Here is a 17,112-nt window from a genome sequence, read left to right as displayed (position 1 = left end):
CCTTATTTAGAAATGTAGGATGACCACTCGGCTTCTTTACCAGTGTAAATATCCTGCACTTCTTGTACTGTCAAACCTGACAATGGATTTTCCTTATTGACAATTACTGCAATACCATCGATGGCAATTGGTGTAGCTGATACACCAGCTGAACTTTCTGAATCCTTCAATTCACGCGATGCCATACCAATATCAGCAGAGCCCTCAATGGCGCTTGTCACACCTGTTGAGGAATCACTTTGCTGGATTTCCACAGTTACATCTGGATTGACTGCTTGATAAGCTTCTTTTAATTTTTCCATAACTGGGTTAACAGAGCTTGAACCTGCTACCACGACCTTACCTGATTTTGTCTTAGCCTGGTAAGCTGCTTTGGCATCGACTGGGATATAGCCGGATTTTTCAACTACTGCTTGACCATCAGAACTCATAATAAAGCTGATGAAGTCTTGAGCAGCTTCGCTAATAGAATCCTTTGTAACGATATTAAATGGACGGGCAATCTTGTATTCACCAGATTTGATAGTATCAATACTTGGAGCGACACCATCGATTTCCAATGGTTTGCTGTTGCCGTCAAGCGCACCAAGTGAGGCATAGCCGATAGCCGCGGTATCTCCGGTTACTGTCTGTAACATAACCGCTGTAGAGTTGGTTACAATAGCTTGGTTAGTTGTATTGTCCACCTTTTCACCATTGGCATCCTTAGACTCAATTCCCACCAACTCAATAAAGGCACCACGGGTTCCTGACCCTTCCTCACGGGAAACCACTGTAATAGGCTGGTCTGCTGTGTCCTTAGCAGCCTGACCACAGGCAGTCAGAAGGCCGACACTGGCCAAACCAAGAACAGCAAATTTTGTAAGACGATTCGTTAAAGACATAATCAATTCTCCTTTTTGTTATGACTCCATCTTACACCGTCAATATCAAATCTATTAGAGGGCTTTTGTAAAGTTTGTGTAAAATTAGGAGAATCATCACTAGCTCCTCTCACATCACTGTACCTATCGCACGAAAAAAGAATTCCACCTGTAAGTCGAATTCTTTCCTTCGTATTCTCATTTAGAAACGTCACTCCGCCTTCTCTATATCCTCTCGCACTTCCTTGGCATTAAATTTCGCAAAGAGGTACTGGCGGTCTTGGATTGGGAAGCGTTGGTCCAGCTGATCGACTGCCCCCACTTCCACATTGCCCTGGGCGATAACATAGTCCATAACGTGGCCGCCAAAGGTCAAATCATCTGAGATAAAGTGCAGGTGGTAACCCGCTACGCTGACGCCATGGAAAATTTCCGGTGTCCAGATACCTACAATGGTGCCCGAAATATCCTCAGCCGTGTATTCAGGCTGGTGGCTGGCCACCTCCGCAAACCGAACGCTGGAGGCTGACTTGGGAATCATGCGGACGTGCATGCGAGAAAAGGTCCCCTTAATCTTAATCGAACGGAAAAGATTCTCCCCATCATAATAGGACTCAATCCTTGCCTGCAGCTCCTCACTGGTCATCTCAAAGCGCTGCTTGAAAATGACCTCAGCTTCGTGGAAAATAACCGCTGCATAGGGTACCTTCATATCAGAAGGAACCTCCACCACTTCCGGTTTATCCCCTGCTCCCTTGGCCTGATAGGCCTTGCCATCTAGAACAATCAATTCTCCGTCGATAGAGTCCAAGGTCCCCAGCCCCAAATCACCGTGTTCCAAGAGCTCACCGACCGTCAAGGAACCACCGTAAAGACCAGCCATGAGAGCCCCTAAGGTATTGTATTGAAATAATCGATTTACTTGCATATCCTACTCTTCATTCAAAAATTCTTGCATGGCCAAATCATCTGGCACCAGGCTCAAATACCGACCAGCCTGGACACGCGCATCCTCTGCCCGCCCCATAATCCGTAAAGCCTCCACATAATCCGCCAAAAATTCTGGATTGTCTGCCAAATCTGCAACCAAGTCATCAAAGATAGCCAAAGCCTGCTCCACTTCTTCCAAAGCCATATAGGCCTTGGCAATATTCCAACGGGCCAGGACATTGTCCAAGTCATCGGTCAAGAATGGCAATACTTCCTCATAGCGCTCCTGCTCCAAATAAAGATTGGTCAAGCGCAAGGCCACTTCATTCTCATCATCAATGACCTCCCGGGCCTGCAGCAGGAAGTCCTCTGCCGCCGCCTCATCATGCAATTCATAGGCATACTGGGAAGCCTGCAGGAGCAGATTGGCATCAAAGTCATTTTTGGCCAGGCCTTGCTGGGTCATGGCCAGAGCCTCCTCCAACTGGTGTTCCGCATGGAGAGACTGCCCATAGGCGTACTCATAGCCCTCAAAGTCAGGATTGATGGTATCTAGCTGCTTAAAGTAGAGATTAGCCTTCTGGTATTCTTCTTGTTCAAATAGCAGAGCTGCCAACTCAAAAACCGTCTGGTCATCATATTCCAGCTCCACAGCCTTTTCCAGAAATTCGACAGCCGCCTCGAACTTGCCCAGACTAGCATAGGCTAGACCAATCCGCTGATAGGTCGACACCCCAGTCAATTCGTAGATTTCCCGATTGTCCAGCTGGGCGTAGAGGGAAACAGCTTCCTTGAAATTTTCCAATTCCATCTCCAACTCAGCTAGTCCAAAAGTGATAATGGGCTCATCCGACAGGTGACTAGCCTCCAGCAATTTTTCACGGGCTACATCCGATAGGCCCTCTGCCTGGTACAAATCTGCCTTGACCAAGAGTGCCTCTAAGTAGGCAGGGTGGCGCTCAGGAATGGCCTCTAGATAACCAAAAGCCTCTTCAACCAAGCCATCTTCAAAGGCAATCTGAGCCAAATTGATAGCCACTTCTGGGTATTGGCTCTGCAATTTCCCATAAATCTCCGCCGCCTGGGGGAGAAATCCAATGGACTCCAGGTAGGCAGCCAGGGCCAAGAGCGTCTCTTCATCGTCCTGGACCAAGGCCCGCTTGAAATATTTATTGGCTTTCGCCAAATCCTGCTGGTCCAAGCAAGCCAGCATCTTTTCACTATTGTTCATTATTCACTTCTAAACTCTCTATTGTATCTTCTTCGTATAATTCGCTATAAACCTTGTACCATTCAAAGGCTACCTTGACCAAGACCTTGATAGAGGCATAGATAGGAATTCCCAAAAGAACGCCCAGCACCCCAAACATCTGCCCTGAAGTCAAAAGGACAAAGAGAATAGTAATAGGGTGGATGTTCAAGGAAGAACCTATGATCAAAGGCGTCACAAATCGGCCCTCAATGGTTTGCTCAATAATAAAGACAATCAAGACCTTGACCAGCATGAAGGGACCTGCAATCAAGCCCAAAATGACAGCCGGAATCATGGCCAAAAAGGAACCCAGATAAGGGATCAGGTTGAGAAAACCAGCCAAAATCCCCAGGGTCACAGGATAGCTGAGACCAATGATGGAGAACATGATGGAAAACATAAGAGCCACAATCATGGCCACCGTCACCTGACCGCGCACATAGTTGGACAGCTGGCTATTGACATCCGACAAAACGGTTCCAATGGGCGCCCGCCACTTGGTCGGCAAGTATTGGGTGATATAAGCATTGAGCCCCTTACCATCTCGCAGGAGATAGAAGAGGATAAAGGGCATAATCAAGACCGCCACAATAATCTGCGATGCCGTTGAAATCAAATGACTAGCCCAGTTGACCACGCTGGATGAAAATCGCTGAGCAAAGGAAATAATCTGATCATTGACCTGATTGATCACCTGAAGGGCCGTCGGTCGGAATTGTTCAAACTGCTTATCCTGCAACAAGGAGGTCAACTGTAGCTCCAGCTTTTGAATGTTTGCAGGCAGATTTTGCACAAATGAAACTACCTGTTCCTGGATATTTGGAATTGCTACTGCCAAGCCCCAAACTAAGAGCAGTCCAATCAGAACAAAAACAATGGAAATACCAATCGTTCTGGAAACCTTCCTCTTCTCTAACCAATCCACAATGGGATTTAGGAGATAATAAAGCAAGCCTGTCAACAGCATAGGCAAGAGAATAATCTCCACAAAACTACCTATCGGTTTTAGCAAAAAACTAATCTTAGAAAATACAAGAATGGTCAGACTAATCAGCAGGGTCACTAGGAAAAAAGTCACCGCCTGATTGTTAATAAACCATTTAAAAAACCAGGTCACACTAAACTTTTGCTCTTTCTCGTCCATCTCATTTCTACCTTTCCTTTTTCTACTATTGTACCATGTAAATGCCGAAAATTTATGCTGGAAATCATGTCCAAGAAATTTTTTCATGCAGAATTGTGGTATAATTTAAACAATCACTATATAAGGAGAAACAAATGAACATTTATTTCGGAACCTACACCAAAAGAGACTCAAAAGGGATTTATAAGGCTAACTTCAATCCTGAAACTGGCTCACTGGCTCAATTAGAATTGGTCGCTGAAGAGCCAAACCCAACTTACCTTGCTTTCGATGCAGAGGGACGACTTTACTCCGTTGGCTCAGAAAACGGTCAGGGAGGGATTGCTGCCTTTACAGCTGATTTCCAACCACTCAACCATGTCGTTGAAGAAGGGGCTCCCCATTGTTATGTTGCAGTTGACGAAGAGCGCAATTTGGTCTATGGTGCCAATTACCATAAGGGACAGGTCTTGGTCTACAAACGTTTAGAAGACGGTTCTCTGGAACTGGCAGACCAGGCGCAACATGAAGGGTCTGGTCCTCATGAAAACCAAGCATCTCCTCATGTTCACTTTGCGGATTTGACACCAGATAAGTTATTGGTAACCTGCGATTTGGGAACGGACCAGGTCATCAGCTACAAGGTATCTGACCAAGGTAAATTGGAACAAGTAGGTAGCTATTCTTCTGCTCCTGGGGCAGGACCACGGCACATTGTCTTCCACCACCACGCAAAAATTGCCTATCTAATCTGCGAACTCAATTCGACCATTGAAGTTTTGATTTACGACGGTCTTGGTCAATTTGAACACATGCAGACCATCTCGACCCTGCCAGCTGACCACACTGGTTTCAACGGCACAGCTGCTGTTCGCATCAGTAAGGACGGGAAATTTGTCTACGGTTCTAACCGCGGTCACGACTCCATTGCTGTCTACAAGACCTTGGGTGATGCCAGCCTTGAGCTAGTGGAAATTGTCCCAACCAATGGCAAGACGCCACGTGATTTTGCCCTCAGCCCAGATGAAAAATTCCTGGTTGCGGTCCACCAAGACTCTGACAATGCGACAGTCTTTGCGAGAGATACAGAGAGCGGTCGTTTAACAGAACTATATCATGATTTCTATGTTCCTGAAGCTGTTTGCGTCACGTTTTAATAAGACATATTAATTGTGAAATTGAGACCATTTTGGTTTAATAGTTCCATAGGAGGTGTATTCAACATGAATCCAGTAGATCTTTTCAATGAAGTAAAAGACTTAATCGCAAACAAAGACTTTGATGGTGCAAAACAATTTATCGAAGAAAACAAGGACCAATTCGGTGAATACTTGGAACAAGCAAAAGGCTTGTTATCAGGTTCTGAAGGTGTTAGCGGTCTTTTAGATAAAGTTAAAGGCTTGTTCTAATACATGTAAAAACTAGGCTGAGAATGTTCAGTCTAGTTTTTTGTTTGTTCAAAAATATTTGTTATCTCCTGCAATGAAGGAATGACCCAATTACTCATCAATTTTTCATTTTCACTGGCATGCTTCCTGAAACCTGTCAGTATCCGTACAGTCCACATTCCCAAAGATTTAGCAGGTAGAATATCATTATCATACCTATCACCAACATAGACAACTCTATCTGCAGGGATGTTTGCTTTTTGCAAGGCAAGTGTGAAAATAGTTGTATCTGGTTTAGATAGCCCAACCTCTTCAGAGAGGATGATGAGTTGAAAATAAGACTCAATTCCCCACTCTTTAAGCAGTCCTCTAATACTACTAGACTGATTGGCAATAATCCCCAATTGATAGTTTTGTGATAACTTCTCTAGAACATCTATTGTTTCAGGATACAGGCTCACACCCTTATTTGTCCATAAAGGACGTGGCTCGGTCGGTGCAAAATGGTTCCAAGTTGCTCGAATAGGGTCCAAGCCTTCCCGAGCAAACTCCTCCATCTTGCCACGATAAACAGAGACGGAAATGTCCATTCCAAGAGAGCCTAGCATTTTCACACACTCTTCAGTGTACTCACGATAGGCTAACTTTTCATCCAGCAAAGTAGAACCCAAATCAAAAAATATCCATTTTATCACTCTGTTCACTCATTTCTATTTTTCATTGACAAATAACAGATGAATTCCTATTTACACTATCGCACCTTGTTTGTTACTTAAGCTTCGGTTGCTATTTTCTAAAAAAGTCGCCAGTTGCTGCAATTTTTCTTCAATTTGATGCATGGTAGCAAGGTAAACTTGATCACTCTGGCCACTCGGGTCGTCCAGTCCCCAATCTTCTCGATGTCGACAAGGAAGATAGGGACAATCAACATTGCAGCCCATGGTAATAACAATATCAACCGTCGGCAATTCATCAATTAACTTGGAATACTGTGTTTCCTCCATATCAATCTGGTACTGTCTCTTCATTAAACGAACCGCATCTTGATTGATTTGCGGTTTGGTTTCAGTCCCTGCCGAGTAGGCATCGAAAACATGTGCATAGTTCGCCTTAGCTAAGGCCTCCGCAATCTGACTTCGACATGAATTATGTACACAAACAAATGCAACTTTGGTTTTTTCTTTCATTCATCTCCTCCTTTTATCGTCAACTAACAAGTATTTCCATTACCTATTTTAACCTGCTTTTCTTAGATATTATACAATTTCTCGTTCCATTTGTACAATATCGGAGATAGGTACCACAATCACCAACATAAGATAATCAAGACTGTAAATACAACCAACGATATTGCCATAAAAATTCCATGTAAAATAGTGACCCTTATTTGCCCCACTTTATATAGCACAATGAAACAAAAACAGTACATTTGTGGTATAATGTACTTATGGCATATTCATTAGATTTTCGTAAAAAAGTTCTCGCATACTGTCAGAAAACCGGCAGTATTACTGAAGCATCTGTTGTTTTCGATATTTCACGCAACACCATCTATCAATGGCTAAAATTAATGGAGACTACTGGCGAGCTTCATCACCAAGTTAAGGGAACCAAACCAAGAAAAGTTGATAGAGTAAAATTAAAGAACTATCTTGAAGCTCATCCAGATGCTTTTTTGACTGAAATAGCTTCTGAATTTGGCTGTCATCCAACAGCTATTCATTACGCTCTCAAAGCTATGGGATATACTCGAAAAAAAGAGCTGTACCTACTATGAACAAGACCCTGAGAAAGTAAATCAGTTCCTTAAAGAATTTAATAACTTAAGTCACTTGACACCTGTTTATATTGACGAGACAGGGTTTGAGACATATTTTCATCGAGAATATGGTCGATCTTTGAAAGGTCAGTTGATCACAGGTCAGGTCTCTGGAAGAAGATTCCAGCGGCTATCTTTAGTCGCAGGTCTTATAAACGGTGAGATTATAGCCCCAATGACCTACAGAGAAACCATGACTAGTGACTTTTTCGAAGCTTGGTTTAAAACATTCTTACTACCCACTTTAGATAGACCATCTGTTATCATTATGGACAATGCAAGGTTTCATCGGATGAGTAAGCTAAAAGAGTTATGCAAGGAGCAGGGTCATAGACTTTTACCACTTCCTCCTTACTCACCTGAGTATAATCCCATTGAGAAAACATGGGCTCAAATGAAAAAACACCTCAGAAAAGTATTGCCAAATTGTGATACTTTTCTTGAGGCACTTTTGTCCTGCTCTTGTTTCAATTGACTATAAAAATACTCCCAATTAAATCAGAGGGCATCTTCATATCCTTAAAACCTTGCTAGTTCGAGAGCCATAGGGATAAGTTGTACACTGCACGACAAAAAACAAGTCTGGATAATTCCGAACTGCTTTCATTATAATCTTCGCTATTCTAGCTCAGGGATAAAACTGTCCACCAGACATTGAAAAACAAGTCCAGATAATTCCGAACTTGTTTCCACTATAACCCTAGCTATCCTAGTTTGGGGGTAAATTAGTACACTGTACTATGAAAAACAAGTCTGGATAATTCCGAACTGCTTTCATTATAATCTTCGCTATTCTAGCTCAGGGATAAAACTGTCCACCAGACATTGAAAAACAAGTCTGGAAATTTCCAGACTTGTTCTTATTATGACCCTCGCTATGCTAGCTCGGGGATAAAACAGTCTCCCAGACTGTTTTATTTTTTCAAGTTGTAGAATGAGTTCAAGCCTTTGTAGACTGCAACTTCACCCAATTGATCTTCGATACGAAGCAATTGGTTGTATTTAGCAATACGGTCTGTACGTGACAATGAACCTGTCTTGATTTGGCCAGCGTTAGTTGCAACTGCGATGTCAGCGATTGTTGAATCTTCAGTTTCACCTGAACGGTGTGATACAACGGCAGTGTAGCCAGCTTCTTTAGCCATTTCGATAGCTTCGAATGTTTCAGTAAGAGTACCGATTTGGTTAACTTTGATAAGGATTGAGTTAGCAGCACCTTCTTTGATACCACGTGCAAGGTAGTCAGTGTTTGTTACGAAGAAGTCGTCACCAACCAATTGAACGCGTTTGCCAAGACGCTCAGTAAGAGCTTTCCAGCCATCCCAGTCGTTTTCATCCATACCATCTTCGATAGTGATGATTGGGTATTTGTTAACCAATTCTTCAAGGTAGTCGATTTGTTCTGCAGATGTACGAACAGCAGCGCCTTCACCTTCGAATTTAGTGTAGTCGTAAACTTTACGCTCTTTGTCGTAGAATTCAGATGACGCACAGTCGAAACCGATCATGATGCCGTTTTCACCAGCTTCGTAACCAGCAGCTTCGATAGCTTCAATGATTGTTTCAACACCGTCTTCAGTTCCTTCGAACTTAGGAGCGAAACCACCTTCGTCACCAACAGCTGTTACCAAACCACGAGCTTTCAAGATTTTCTTCAAAGCGTGGAATACTTCAGCACCCCAACGAAGACCTTCTTTGAATGAAGGAGCGCCAACTGGCAAGATCATGAATTCTTGGAAAGCGATTGGAGCGTCTGAGTGAGAACCACCGTTGATGATGTTCATCATTGGAGTTGGCAATACTTTAGTGTTGAATCCGCCAAGGTAAGTGTAAAGTGGCACTTCAAGGTAGTCAGCAGCTGCACGTGCAACAGCGATAGAAACACCGAGGATTGCGTTTGCACCTAATTTACCTTTGTTAGGAGTACCGTCAAGAGCGATCATAGCGCGGTCGATAGCTTGTTGATCACGAACGTCGTAACCGATGATAGCGTCAGCAATCACGTTATTTACGTTGTCAACAGCTTTTTGAGTACCAAGACCAAGGTAACGAGACTTGTCACCATCGCGAAGCTCAACTGCTTCGTGCTCACCAGTAGAAGCTCCTGAAGGAACCATACCACGTCCGAAAGCACCTGATTCAGTATAAACTTCAACTTCAAGTGTAGGGTTACCGCGTGAGTCAAGGACTTCGCGAGCGTAAACATCAGTAATAATTGACATTATATTACTCTCCTTATGAGTTTAAAATTGTTACAAAGCTATCATACCTTAAAAGCAGGGATTTTTCAAGAAAAAATAGGTTATTTTGCTGAAAGAAATAATGTAAGCGTCTTCCTTGGCGAACTTTTTCAACTATGTTATACTAATCAACATGACTGATTTACATTCTACCATTTTACAAAAAGCATCTGGCGAGACCAGACTGGACCCTGACCAACAGCGTAAATACATGGGAACCTTCCGCGAACGGGTGGTCCTCATTCTCAATTTTGAAGAGGCCAATCATCCTGACCTGGCAAAGAACTTTGCTTCTATCTGCCAAAAACTCCTGTCAGAAACCAGTCCTCTCTTTCTCAAGTTGTCCCCTTCCCTGTCCGATAGCCTGCAAATCGCATTGATGAAAATTGCTCAGCAGGGTAGCATCACAGCCAGCATTATTGATGAGAAAGTTGGCGCTTCTCCTTATGCTCTCCTATTCCACACGGACCATGCTGTCGATAAGGAGGATATTGCATTCGCAGCAAACTTTCCAGAATGGATGACAAAAACAGAAAAAAAGGAAGATACAAAACCTTCCTTCTGGAAAAAATTATTTGGGTAAGCAAGGCTTGCCTTTTTTATTCCCCAAAATAACACATTCATACTCAATGATTAGACAATCACAATATCAAGTCCTTGTGCCAGCCGCTGCAACCGGGCTACTTTTTCAATCTGATTAAAGAAAACATAAAGCTTGTCTTCTGTAACTGACAGCAAGCCCGCAGCCAAGCCTTCAGCTTCAAACTTGGCATTGATCGTTACGAGCCACTGGGCAAGATTGGCGCCTGGATTGAGTCCATCCGGATCCAATTTTAGTAAAATACCTGCAGCACGTACCTGTTTGAGCTGATCGAAACTATTGATAAAATCCGTCAAGTCAACTTCTATATCACAAGGGAAAATATAGTCCTGCCTGGTTAACAGCGTGACTAAAATCAACCATAAATTGTCTTTTTCTGACTCCGTCACCTGGTCCAAAAATTGGTCAAACTCCTCAGCTGACAAATAGGATTCGAACATATTCAAAATATGATTGGGATCCGTTGCAAAAACTGCCTCTTTCAACTGTGCGAACAGGTCTCTGTCGCTATTTGACAGGATTTCAGCTATTTCAAAAATATCCTGCAATTGATTTTCAGTTAGCATGCTTCCTCCTTCTTAATTCGTAGGAAAATCCCACTGGACATGGGGAGCGACTTCTTGCACAAAATGGTAAATGTCGTTAAAGTCCGCTCCAGCCAGGGCATTCAAATTCACTTCAACTAACAAATTTCCTGTATTTCCAACAATCCTCAGCTTATGCGACAAAAAATCCCGATAAATAGGCCGAACGATATAGCGTATCTCTCCAATTTCTTCCATTGAAAAATGCTGGCGCGGCGAGCCGATTTTTTCCTGAAAGTCCAAGCCTTCAGCTGTTAAGAGAAAGACTTCACCCTGCTGGCGCAAGACATACGCATAGACAGCCGATAGGATAGCGACCAGGAGAAAGACAAGTCCTAGTCCAACTGCAGGTTCTGTTTTGGTCATCACACCGATGCCAATCAGCGCCGCAAGGTTAGAACTGACAATCGGATAGACTAAAGATCGTTTGTAGGAAATCATCTTATAGGTGCACACCTTTCTCAACAAGAGCTTCCAACTCTGTCAAGCGGGCTTCAAAGACCTTGAAGGCATCATTGAGATAGTCTTCCTTGGTCATATCCACGCCAGCTTTTGCAATGACATTGAGTGGATAATCAGAGCTACCAGCCTTGAGATAGTTGAGGTAGTTTTCCTTGTCCTCTGGGCTACCATTGACAATCTTGTCTGCCAAAGCAGACGCTGCCGCAAAGCCAGTTGAATATTGGTAAACATAGAAATTGTAATAGAAATGTGGAATACGAGCCCACTCATACTGAATCAATGGATTTTCTTCAGCAGACAAGCCATAATACTTCTCATTGAGTTCACCGTAAAGCTGGTTGAGGAAATCAGCAGTCAAGACTTGGCCTTCCTGGTCAGCCTTGTAAATAGCCTGCTCAAACTCAGCAAATTGGGTTTGACGGAAGACCGTTCCACGGAAGCCGTCGAGGTAGTGATTGAGAATGGCAAAGCGGGTCTTGTCATCTTCCACTTCTGCCAAGAGTTTCTCTGTCAGTAGATTTTCGTTGGTTGTTGACGCAATCTCAGCCAAGAAAATAGAATAGTGCCCATAGACATAAGGCTGGTTCTGACGAGTCAACATAGAATGAAGTGAATGTCCTGTTTCGTGAATCAGGGTGTACATATTGTCCAAATTGTCCTGCCAGTTGAGGAGCATGAAGGCATTAGTATCGTAAGCACCACCTGAATAGGCACCTGAACGCTTGCCTTCGTTGACATGGACATCAATCCAACGGTTTTCAAAAGCTTCTTTGACGATAGCTGCGTACTCATCACCAAAAATAGTCAAGGTATCCGCACAGGTAGAAAGAGCTTCTTCGTAGCTTACTTTGGTCTCTGCGCTAGAAAGCGGTGTGTACATATCGTACATTCTCAGGTCATCGATACCCAAGAGTTTCTTACGCAAATTGATATAGCGGTGCAAGAGCGGGAGATGCTTGTTGACTGCTGATACTAATGTATCGTAAACGGACTCTGGGATAAAGTTAGCAGAAAGTGCTGCGTGACGGCCTGAATCGTACTTCCGCAAACGAGCTTTCAGGTTATTGACCTTAACGTTAGACTGCAAGGTCTTTGCGTAGGTATGTTGGAACTGCTCGTAGGTTTCGTAGAGAGCCTCGTAAGCTTCTTGACGCACTTCGCGGTTTTTGGACTCCATGAAGGAGATGTAGTTGCCGTGAGAGAGGGGCACCAACTTGCCATCCTCGTCTGCGATTTCTGGGAAACGCAGGCTGGCATTGTCCAAGACAGAGAAGGTTTCAGACGGTGCATCGAAAATCTCGCTGGTCGCTGCAAGGACTTCTTCTACTTCCTGTGACAAGATATGGTCCTTGGCTGCCAAGAGTTTTTCAAACTGGTGGCTGTACTGGTTAAGAGCTGGCTCTTCTGCCTTGAAAGCCTCTAGCTGCTCCTCGGTAATGGCCATAAATTCTGGCTCATAGAAGGCAAAGGCTTGTGAAAAGGCTGAATAAAGGGCCAAAGCCTTGGCTTGAAATTCCTGGTACTTACCTTCGCGAGTATCCTGATCGTTCTTCATAGACGCATAAACATAGAGTTTTTCAATGCGACGCATGAGGCCAAGCTGGGTTTCACTGATTTCCAAGAGGCTCTTAGCTGAGTCCAAGAGGTGACCTGCAAAGTCCTTTGTTTTTTCTGTTTCTGCTTGGAGTTCAGCTAATTCCGATTCCCAAGCCTCATCTGTTGGGAAAATGGTGGTCAAATCCCACTGGTACTTTTCTTCGATTTCATGACGTTGTTTTGACATATCTAATCCTCCGTTCCTACTATTTTACCACAAAAAAGCCCCGCTTTCCATTGGAAAGTGAGGGCTTACATACTAGTTTTTCCAATAAACCGCTGGTGGATAGACCGACTGCTGTCGCTTGTCCTTGACCCCTGCATAATACTGGTCAAAGGCTGGGTAGATGGAGCTTAAGTCTTGGCGGATTTGTGCAAAGCCAATAGCAGAGCGGGGCAGGCGGATTTGGGGATAGAAGTCAGCCAAGGACTGACTGAGCAAGTTTTTCCCTTGCTGGTAGGCCTCTGCCTGCAAGTTCATCCACTTGGGTACGCGGTAATAGAGCTGTTTGGCAACATAATCCAGCAAATCCTGATCACTCAAACAAGTAAAATGGGACAAGGCTTGCTTGGCAAATGGTGACCGCAGAATAGCCAACAAATTGCCTTGACCAATTGGAAAGACCTTGCTCAACTTGTGGACCTTGCCATACCAGTCCTCATGAATCAGGTAGTGCAACCGCAACTCCTCCTTCTCCGCATCCAACTCCCATAGATGAAAACCCATATTCCTACTAAAATACAGAAATTGCTTGTGGAGATTTGTCAATCGTTCTCCAAGCCAGAGGTCTTTGCCCAGAAGCCACAGAACAGCCATACCTGCCTGCTGATAGGCAGCAGTCCGCTCCTGCAAGCGTGAAATGGACAGACTGGAACACTGAACTTCCAGGGCCAGTTGCTGATTGACTAAAAGATCTGCCACCTGCTTGGTTGCAGGCAGATAGGCCTCCAACTCTACTTCTTCCTGACCCTGTAACCACTGATACAGACTGGACTTGAGGCTCAGGTGCTGGGCGGACTCATTCTCGGACCAGAAATCGCAATCCCGCAGGGTTTGATGGGCAAAATGCGAACGCAGAATTTTTCCAGACCGATAACGGACCTTTCCAGCACAGGCTGGGCAGAAATAATCTTCCTTCTTCACCTCTGGTTTTTCCAAAAGATTGACGGTTTGTCCTTTTTGATTGACGGCTACTAACATAGACTCTCCTTTCCTTATTAGTTCGGAATTTGTGGTATAATGGTGGAAAGGAGATGGAAAATGACCAAAAAAATTGCCAGATGGGAAAGGGATGGCTTTGTCTTGCAGTCCTTCCAACCGGGCTTTGCAGAGAAGTATTATGAGGACTGTTTTACCAAGCTTTCCGCTGAAATTGATCGCCTGACGGGGAGTTCGGGAACTTATAAAAAAGAGGAGGTTGTCAGCTACTACAACCGGATTGTCACTGATCCTGACCGGTTTGATTTTATGCTGATTGCGCCTGATGGGACCTTTATCGGTGAAGCGGTCATCAATGAACTGGATAAGGAGAACCGCTCTGCTGTAGGGTAGGATACTAGCGAGGTAGTCATTGCGACCCCTTTTCCATTATCCCCCCACCGAACCGGACATGATACTTTCGCATCATCCGGCTCTCCAGTAATTTCATTTCATAAACGTGTATTTATTGAACCATTATGTATCGCATGGTGACAATCCCGACAGGTCACTAGCGTTTTTCGACGTCTTGCTGACATGACTTCTTTCCACTTTGGAACTAATTTCCCATTGTGTTTGTTCAAGTCTGCTAATTTTCTGATATGATGTACCTCTATGTTCTCCTCACTTCCACATAGCTCACACTTATTTGCGAGTAATCGCTTGATAAGCTCTGTTCGACCACCATAAACTTGATACGGAGCATCTTCTATTACAGTTTTCTTTTTATAAGAAAGTGAAATGCCACCCCACGTTGCAACTAGAGGAGGTTTATCTTCTCGAGGCACAACTACCTGTAAACACGGCACAGTTCGGCCATTCGTGCTAGTTGTGGTAGTCTTATATTTAGCTAACATTTTATTAATGGATGACTTATGTTTAAATGCTAATGTTTTAAGGAGTGATGTTTCCATATACCAATAGACTTTTGAGAACCATGACAAATTTTGTGCCAATATATAATATTGAACCAGCCCTCTATATTCTTGTTGGTAAGTTTGAACGATACTAAAGTCATCATCCTGCAATAAGTTATTACGATGAATAGCTTTACCATTTTTCATGTATTGGCGGCATTTGCTTTCAATAACTGATGCAGGTACAAATAATGCGATAACACCATTGGCACTCCGTCTCCCTTTGTTATCAATATAATCATTGACACGTTGTGCTTTTATCTCATATCCCAGAAATTTAGCTGATTCTCCAGTCGCATGGGTAATCAAAGTCTTTTCTTGAGAAAGTTCCAAAGATAACTTAGTATTTAAAAAGTCTCCAATTTGCTTCTTTATAGCCTTTGCCTCAGCTTTTGAACCTGTAAAGCCTAGAATAAAGTCATCCGCATACCGAACATATCTTAATCTCCGATAGCTGGTATCATAAGTATCAACTGAAGGGAGATTTCTTCTCTCAACAATTAACTGATGAGCTTTTTTATAATCTCCTTTATCCTGATAGCATTTAATTCTTCTACTCAAACGATTATAGGCTGAGTTTGCTTTCTGCTTTTTTACCTCTTGTATATTGAGGTATCAGTTCTTCACCGACCCACTTATCAAATTGATGTAAATAGATATTAGCTAATAAAGGACTAATAACTCCACCTTGCGGTGTTCCACTAATAGTCTTGTGAAACTTCCAATCATCAAGATATCCTGCCTCAAGCATATTTTTGATAAGCCTAATAAACCGACCATCCTGAATTTGTCTAGACAACATAGTGATTAATACATCGTGGTCAATCGTGTCAAAATAACTAGAGATATCTCCTTCTATGAACCAACGTGTCCCTTTCCAAGTCTGAATTTCTTGTAAAGCTGTATGACACCCTCTTTTTGGTCTAAAACCATGAGAATGTTCACTAAATTGTGGCTCATAATAGGCTTCTAATATCATGCGAATCACTTCCTGAAGAAGTTTATCACTCCATACTGGTATTCCCAAAGGACGGTGTTTTCCATTCTTTTTAGGAATGTACTCTCTCCTAGCTGGTCTCCAGTAATAGGTTTCTCGTCTTAATTGTTCAATAATCCTATCTATTTTTTGAATAGACATACCATCAATCGTTTCCTCTGTAACACCTTTGTCATTGCTCCGTTATTCGGGTATAACTTTGCATAGGCTATTAGATACAATTCACGATTAAATAGTAATTTATAAACCCTTTCAAGTGGTTTATCTTGTTTTCCACGTTCATGAATGACTGTTAAAATAGTTTTGGCTGTACGCATCTCACGCACCTAATCCTTTCTAACTAATCGAAATTACCTGTCACCCTTCGCCATGTACAAGGTTTTCCCTTGCTCAAACTACTACGGTGACTCCGTTACCATAAGGGTCTCCCTCTTAGGCAATCCTGCTATTCGTTAAAAATGTACGTTCTAGTAACCCTTAGGTTCCTCACTCATTCCTTTATTCATACTTATCGTATGCTCTTTTACTGTAGAAAGTTATTCGTCCAAAATCACAACAACGAATATACAGTAACATCGGTCTCAGTTACTTTCCGATGGGCGATGCTTTGCACCTAGTCAGAATTGATGTTCAAGCAGTTTAGCCTTAACCATAGGTTACGGAACTTGCGGCACATCAAAGCGTTGTAACTCACTCCTTATCCGCTTTACTAACATGCTATTGTCCCCTTTGGGTTTCCCCGCTAGGTTAGTTAGTTGTTCCTATTATTTACTTTCAATAATATCCCTCTGCGAGGGAGATACATTTTTACGCTTAACAGCGCACAACTTTCGGATTGTCATCTTTGACGAGGGCTATCTGGGACAAGGTCTGGGCTCTTGGGCAGTTGAGAAAACCAGGGACTTTGCTTTTGAACAGGTCAGCCTGCATCGCTTGGAACTGGAAGTTTTTTCCTTTAATCCGCGTGCCAAGCGTGCCTATGAAAAAGCTGGCTTTCGTTTGGAGGGCATCAAACGTGACAGTCAAAAGACCGCAGACGGCTACGCCGACACCCTCATCATGTCTATCCTTGAAGACGAATGGAAAACACTCAAAAAACCAGCTGATTAGGCTGGTTTTTGCTCTGCAATTTTTAGGCAATC

General features: G+C 43.2%; 17 protein-coding genes and 1 pseudogene. 6 read left to right on the top strand and 12 right to left on the bottom strand.

The genetic code is table 11. The features are described 5' to 3' along the window. Nucleotides 1–2: 2 nt before the first annotated feature. From AB1F57_RS04415 to AB1F57_RS04400, 4 genes are all read right to left on the bottom strand, one after another. Nucleotides 3–884: a substrate-binding domain-containing protein gene (locus AB1F57_RS04415; RefSeq protein ID WP_167785683.1), complete on the bottom strand. Its 882-nt coding sequence runs from the start codon at nt 882–884 to the stop codon at nt 3–5. Nucleotides 885–1,074: 190 nt separating this feature from the next. Continuing rightward, nucleotides 1,075–1,791 (bottom strand): acetolactate decarboxylase, encoded by a 717-nt coding sequence (budA, locus tag AB1F57_RS04410; protein ID WP_167785684.1) that lies wholly within the window; start codon nt 1,789–1,791, stop codon nt 1,075–1,077. Nucleotides 1,792–1,794: 3 nt separating this feature from the next. Then, nucleotides 1,795–3,024: a hypothetical protein gene (locus tag AB1F57_RS04405; protein ID WP_367986140.1), complete on the bottom strand. Its 1,230-nt coding sequence runs from the start codon at nt 3,022–3,024 to the stop codon at nt 1,795–1,797. Next, complete coding sequence (locus AB1F57_RS04400; protein ID WP_367986139.1) at nt 3,014–4,189, bottom strand: AI-2E family transporter; 1,176 nt, start codon at nt 4,187–4,189, stop codon at nt 3,014–3,016. The genes AB1F57_RS04405 and AB1F57_RS04400 overlap by 11 nt, the downstream gene beginning before the upstream one ends. 134 nt (nt 4,190–4,323) lie before the next feature. Between AB1F57_RS04400 and AB1F57_RS04395 the strand changes: the two genes are divergently transcribed. After that, nucleotides 4,324–5,325, top strand: coding sequence for a lactonase family protein (locus tag AB1F57_RS04395; RefSeq protein WP_174853114.1), 1,002 nt, complete (start codon nt 4,324–4,326; stop codon nt 5,323–5,325). Between the two features lie 66 nt (nt 5,326–5,391). Then, on the top strand, nt 5,392–5,577 hold the full coding sequence (locus AB1F57_RS04390; RefSeq protein WP_024390256.1) for a hypothetical protein: 186 nt from the start codon (nt 5,392–5,394) through the stop codon (nt 5,575–5,577). A 32-nt stretch (nt 5,578–5,609) separates the two neighbouring features. Here the strand turns inward: AB1F57_RS04390 and AB1F57_RS04385 are convergent, their stop codons facing one another. Together AB1F57_RS04385 and AB1F57_RS04380 are read right to left on the bottom strand one after the other, a co-directional pair. Further along, complete coding sequence (locus tag AB1F57_RS04385) at nt 5,610–6,251, bottom strand: HAD family hydrolase (RefSeq protein ID WP_367986138.1); 642 nt, start codon at nt 6,249–6,251, stop codon at nt 5,610–5,612. A 51-nt stretch (nt 6,252–6,302) separates the two neighbouring features. Next, nucleotides 6,303–6,743 (bottom strand): arsenate reductase ArsC, encoded by a 441-nt coding sequence (locus AB1F57_RS04380; RefSeq protein WP_105138267.1) that lies wholly within the window; start codon nt 6,741–6,743, stop codon nt 6,303–6,305. A 260-nt stretch (nt 6,744–7,003) separates the two neighbouring features. Between AB1F57_RS04380 and AB1F57_RS04375 the strand changes: the two genes are divergently transcribed. After that, nucleotides 7,004–7,850, top strand: a protein-coding gene (locus AB1F57_RS04375; protein ID WP_367985658.1) for an IS630 family transposase whose coding sequence is annotated in 2 segments (ribosomal slippage) — nt 7,004–7,311 and nt 7,310–7,850 — 849 coding nt in all. Because the reading frame shifts where the segments join, the coding sequence is not laid out codon by codon here. A 439-nt stretch (nt 7,851–8,289) separates the two neighbouring features. Here the strand turns inward: AB1F57_RS04375 and eno are convergent. After that, complete coding sequence (gene eno / locus AB1F57_RS04370) at nt 8,290–9,597, bottom strand: surface-displayed alpha-enolase (protein WP_099871461.1); 1,308 nt, start codon at nt 9,595–9,597, stop codon at nt 8,290–8,292. Nucleotides 9,598–9,748: 151 nt separating this feature from the next. Here eno and AB1F57_RS04365 point away from each other — a divergent pair, with 151 nt between their 5' ends. Beyond that, nucleotides 9,749–10,198: a DUF1694 domain-containing protein gene (locus AB1F57_RS04365; RefSeq protein ID WP_105138268.1), complete on the top strand. Its 450-nt coding sequence runs from the start codon at nt 9,749–9,751 to the stop codon at nt 10,196–10,198. 50 nt (nt 10,199–10,248) lie between these two features. On the opposite strand, the gene AB1F57_RS04360 is transcribed toward AB1F57_RS04365, so the two are convergent. The 4 genes from AB1F57_RS04360 to AB1F57_RS04345 all read right to left on the bottom strand — a co-directional run bounded on the left by AB1F57_RS04360 (nt 10,249) and on the right by AB1F57_RS04345 (nt 14,059). Beyond that, nucleotides 10,249–10,782 carry a DUF6630 family protein gene (locus tag AB1F57_RS04360; protein WP_167785686.1) on the bottom strand — a complete coding sequence of 178 codons (534 nt, stop codon included), beginning with the start codon at nt 10,780–10,782 and terminating at the stop codon, nt 10,249–10,251. A gap of 12 nt (nt 10,783–10,794) precedes the next feature. Next, nucleotides 10,795–11,241 carry a hypothetical protein gene (locus tag AB1F57_RS04355; protein ID WP_167785687.1) on the bottom strand — a complete coding sequence of 149 codons (447 nt, stop codon included), beginning with the start codon at nt 11,239–11,241 and terminating at the stop codon, nt 10,795–10,797. A 1-nt stretch (nt 11,242) separates the two neighbouring features. Beyond that, the gene (gene pepF, locus AB1F57_RS04350) at nt 11,243–13,045 is read right to left on the bottom strand and encodes an oligoendopeptidase F (RefSeq protein ID WP_167785688.1); all 1,803 of its coding nucleotides are present in this window, start codon (nt 13,043–13,045) and stop codon (nt 11,243–11,245) included. A gap of 72 nt (nt 13,046–13,117) precedes the next feature. After that, nucleotides 13,118–14,059 carry a competence protein CoiA family protein gene (locus AB1F57_RS04345; protein ID WP_170239501.1) on the bottom strand — a complete coding sequence of 314 codons (942 nt, stop codon included), beginning with the start codon at nt 14,057–14,059 and terminating at the stop codon, nt 13,118–13,120. 60 nt (nt 14,060–14,119) lie between these two features. Here AB1F57_RS04345 and AB1F57_RS04340 point away from each other — a divergent pair, with 60 nt between their 5' ends. After that, entirely contained in the window at nt 14,120–14,410 is a 291-nt protein-coding gene (locus AB1F57_RS04340) for a hypothetical protein (RefSeq protein WP_367986137.1), read from the top strand. 98 nt (nt 14,411–14,508) lie between these two features. Here AB1F57_RS04340 and AB1F57_RS04335 read toward each other — a convergent pair. Further along, nucleotides 14,509–16,287, bottom strand: a pseudogene (locus tag AB1F57_RS04335) (reverse transcriptase domain-containing protein). 412 nt (nt 16,288–16,699) lie between these two features. Here AB1F57_RS04335 and AB1F57_RS04330 point away from each other — a divergent pair. Beyond that, nucleotides 16,700–17,080 carry a GNAT family N-acetyltransferase gene (locus AB1F57_RS04330; protein WP_367986136.1) on the top strand — a complete coding sequence of 127 codons (381 nt, stop codon included), beginning with the start codon at nt 16,700–16,702 and terminating at the stop codon, nt 17,078–17,080. Nucleotides 17,081–17,112: the final 32 nt, after the last annotated feature.

Source organism: Streptococcus nasisuis, from assembly GCF_040836615.1.
Taxonomy (GTDB): Bacteria; Bacillota; Bacilli; order Lactobacillales; family Streptococcaceae; genus Streptococcus; species Streptococcus suis_V.
This window is presented reverse-complemented; position numbering and strand designations above follow the sequence as displayed.

Excerpts from the sequence above, each read along its gene's own strand:
- AB1F57_RS04415 (WP_167785683.1), bottom strand. The coding sequence starts at position 884 with ATGTCTTTAACGAATCGTCTTACAAAATTTGCTGTTCTTGGTTTGGCC.
- budA (WP_167785684.1), bottom strand. The coding sequence starts at position 1,791 with ATGCAAGTAAATCGATTATTTCAATACAATACCTTAGGGGCTCTCATG.
- AB1F57_RS04405 (WP_367986140.1), bottom strand. The coding sequence starts at position 3,024 with ATGAACAATAGTGAAAAGATGCTGGCTTGCTTGGACCAGCAGGATTTG.
- AB1F57_RS04400 (WP_367986139.1), bottom strand. The coding sequence starts at position 4,189 with ATGGACGAGAAAGAGCAAAAGTTTAGTGTGACCTGGTTTTTTAAATGG.
- AB1F57_RS04395 (WP_174853114.1), top strand. The coding sequence starts at position 4,324 with ATGAACATTTATTTCGGAACCTACACCAAAAGAGACTCAAAAGGGATT.
- AB1F57_RS04390 (WP_024390256.1), top strand. The coding sequence starts at position 5,392 with ATGAATCCAGTAGATCTTTTCAATGAAGTAAAAGACTTAATCGCAAAC.
- AB1F57_RS04380 (WP_105138267.1), bottom strand. The coding sequence starts at position 6,743 with ATGAAAGAAAAAACCAAAGTTGCATTTGTTTGTGTACATAATTCATGT.
- eno (WP_099871461.1), bottom strand. The coding sequence starts at position 9,597 with ATGTCAATTATTACTGATGTTTACGCTCGCGAAGTCCTTGACTCACGC.
- AB1F57_RS04365 (WP_105138268.1), top strand. The coding sequence starts at position 9,749 with ATGACTGATTTACATTCTACCATTTTACAAAAAGCATCTGGCGAGACC.
- AB1F57_RS04360 (WP_167785686.1), bottom strand. The coding sequence starts at position 10,782 with ATGCTAACTGAAAATCAATTGCAGGATATTTTTGAAATAGCTGAAATC.
- AB1F57_RS04355 (WP_167785687.1), bottom strand. The coding sequence starts at position 11,241 with ATGATTTCCTACAAACGATCTTTAGTCTATCCGATTGTCAGTTCTAAC.
- pepF (WP_167785688.1), bottom strand. The coding sequence starts at position 13,045 with ATGTCAAAACAACGTCATGAAATCGAAGAAAAGTACCAGTGGGATTTG.
- AB1F57_RS04345 (WP_170239501.1), bottom strand. The coding sequence starts at position 14,059 with ATGTTAGTAGCCGTCAATCAAAAAGGACAAACCGTCAATCTTTTGGAA.
- AB1F57_RS04340 (WP_367986137.1), top strand. The coding sequence starts at position 14,120 with ATGACCAAAAAAATTGCCAGATGGGAAAGGGATGGCTTTGTCTTGCAG.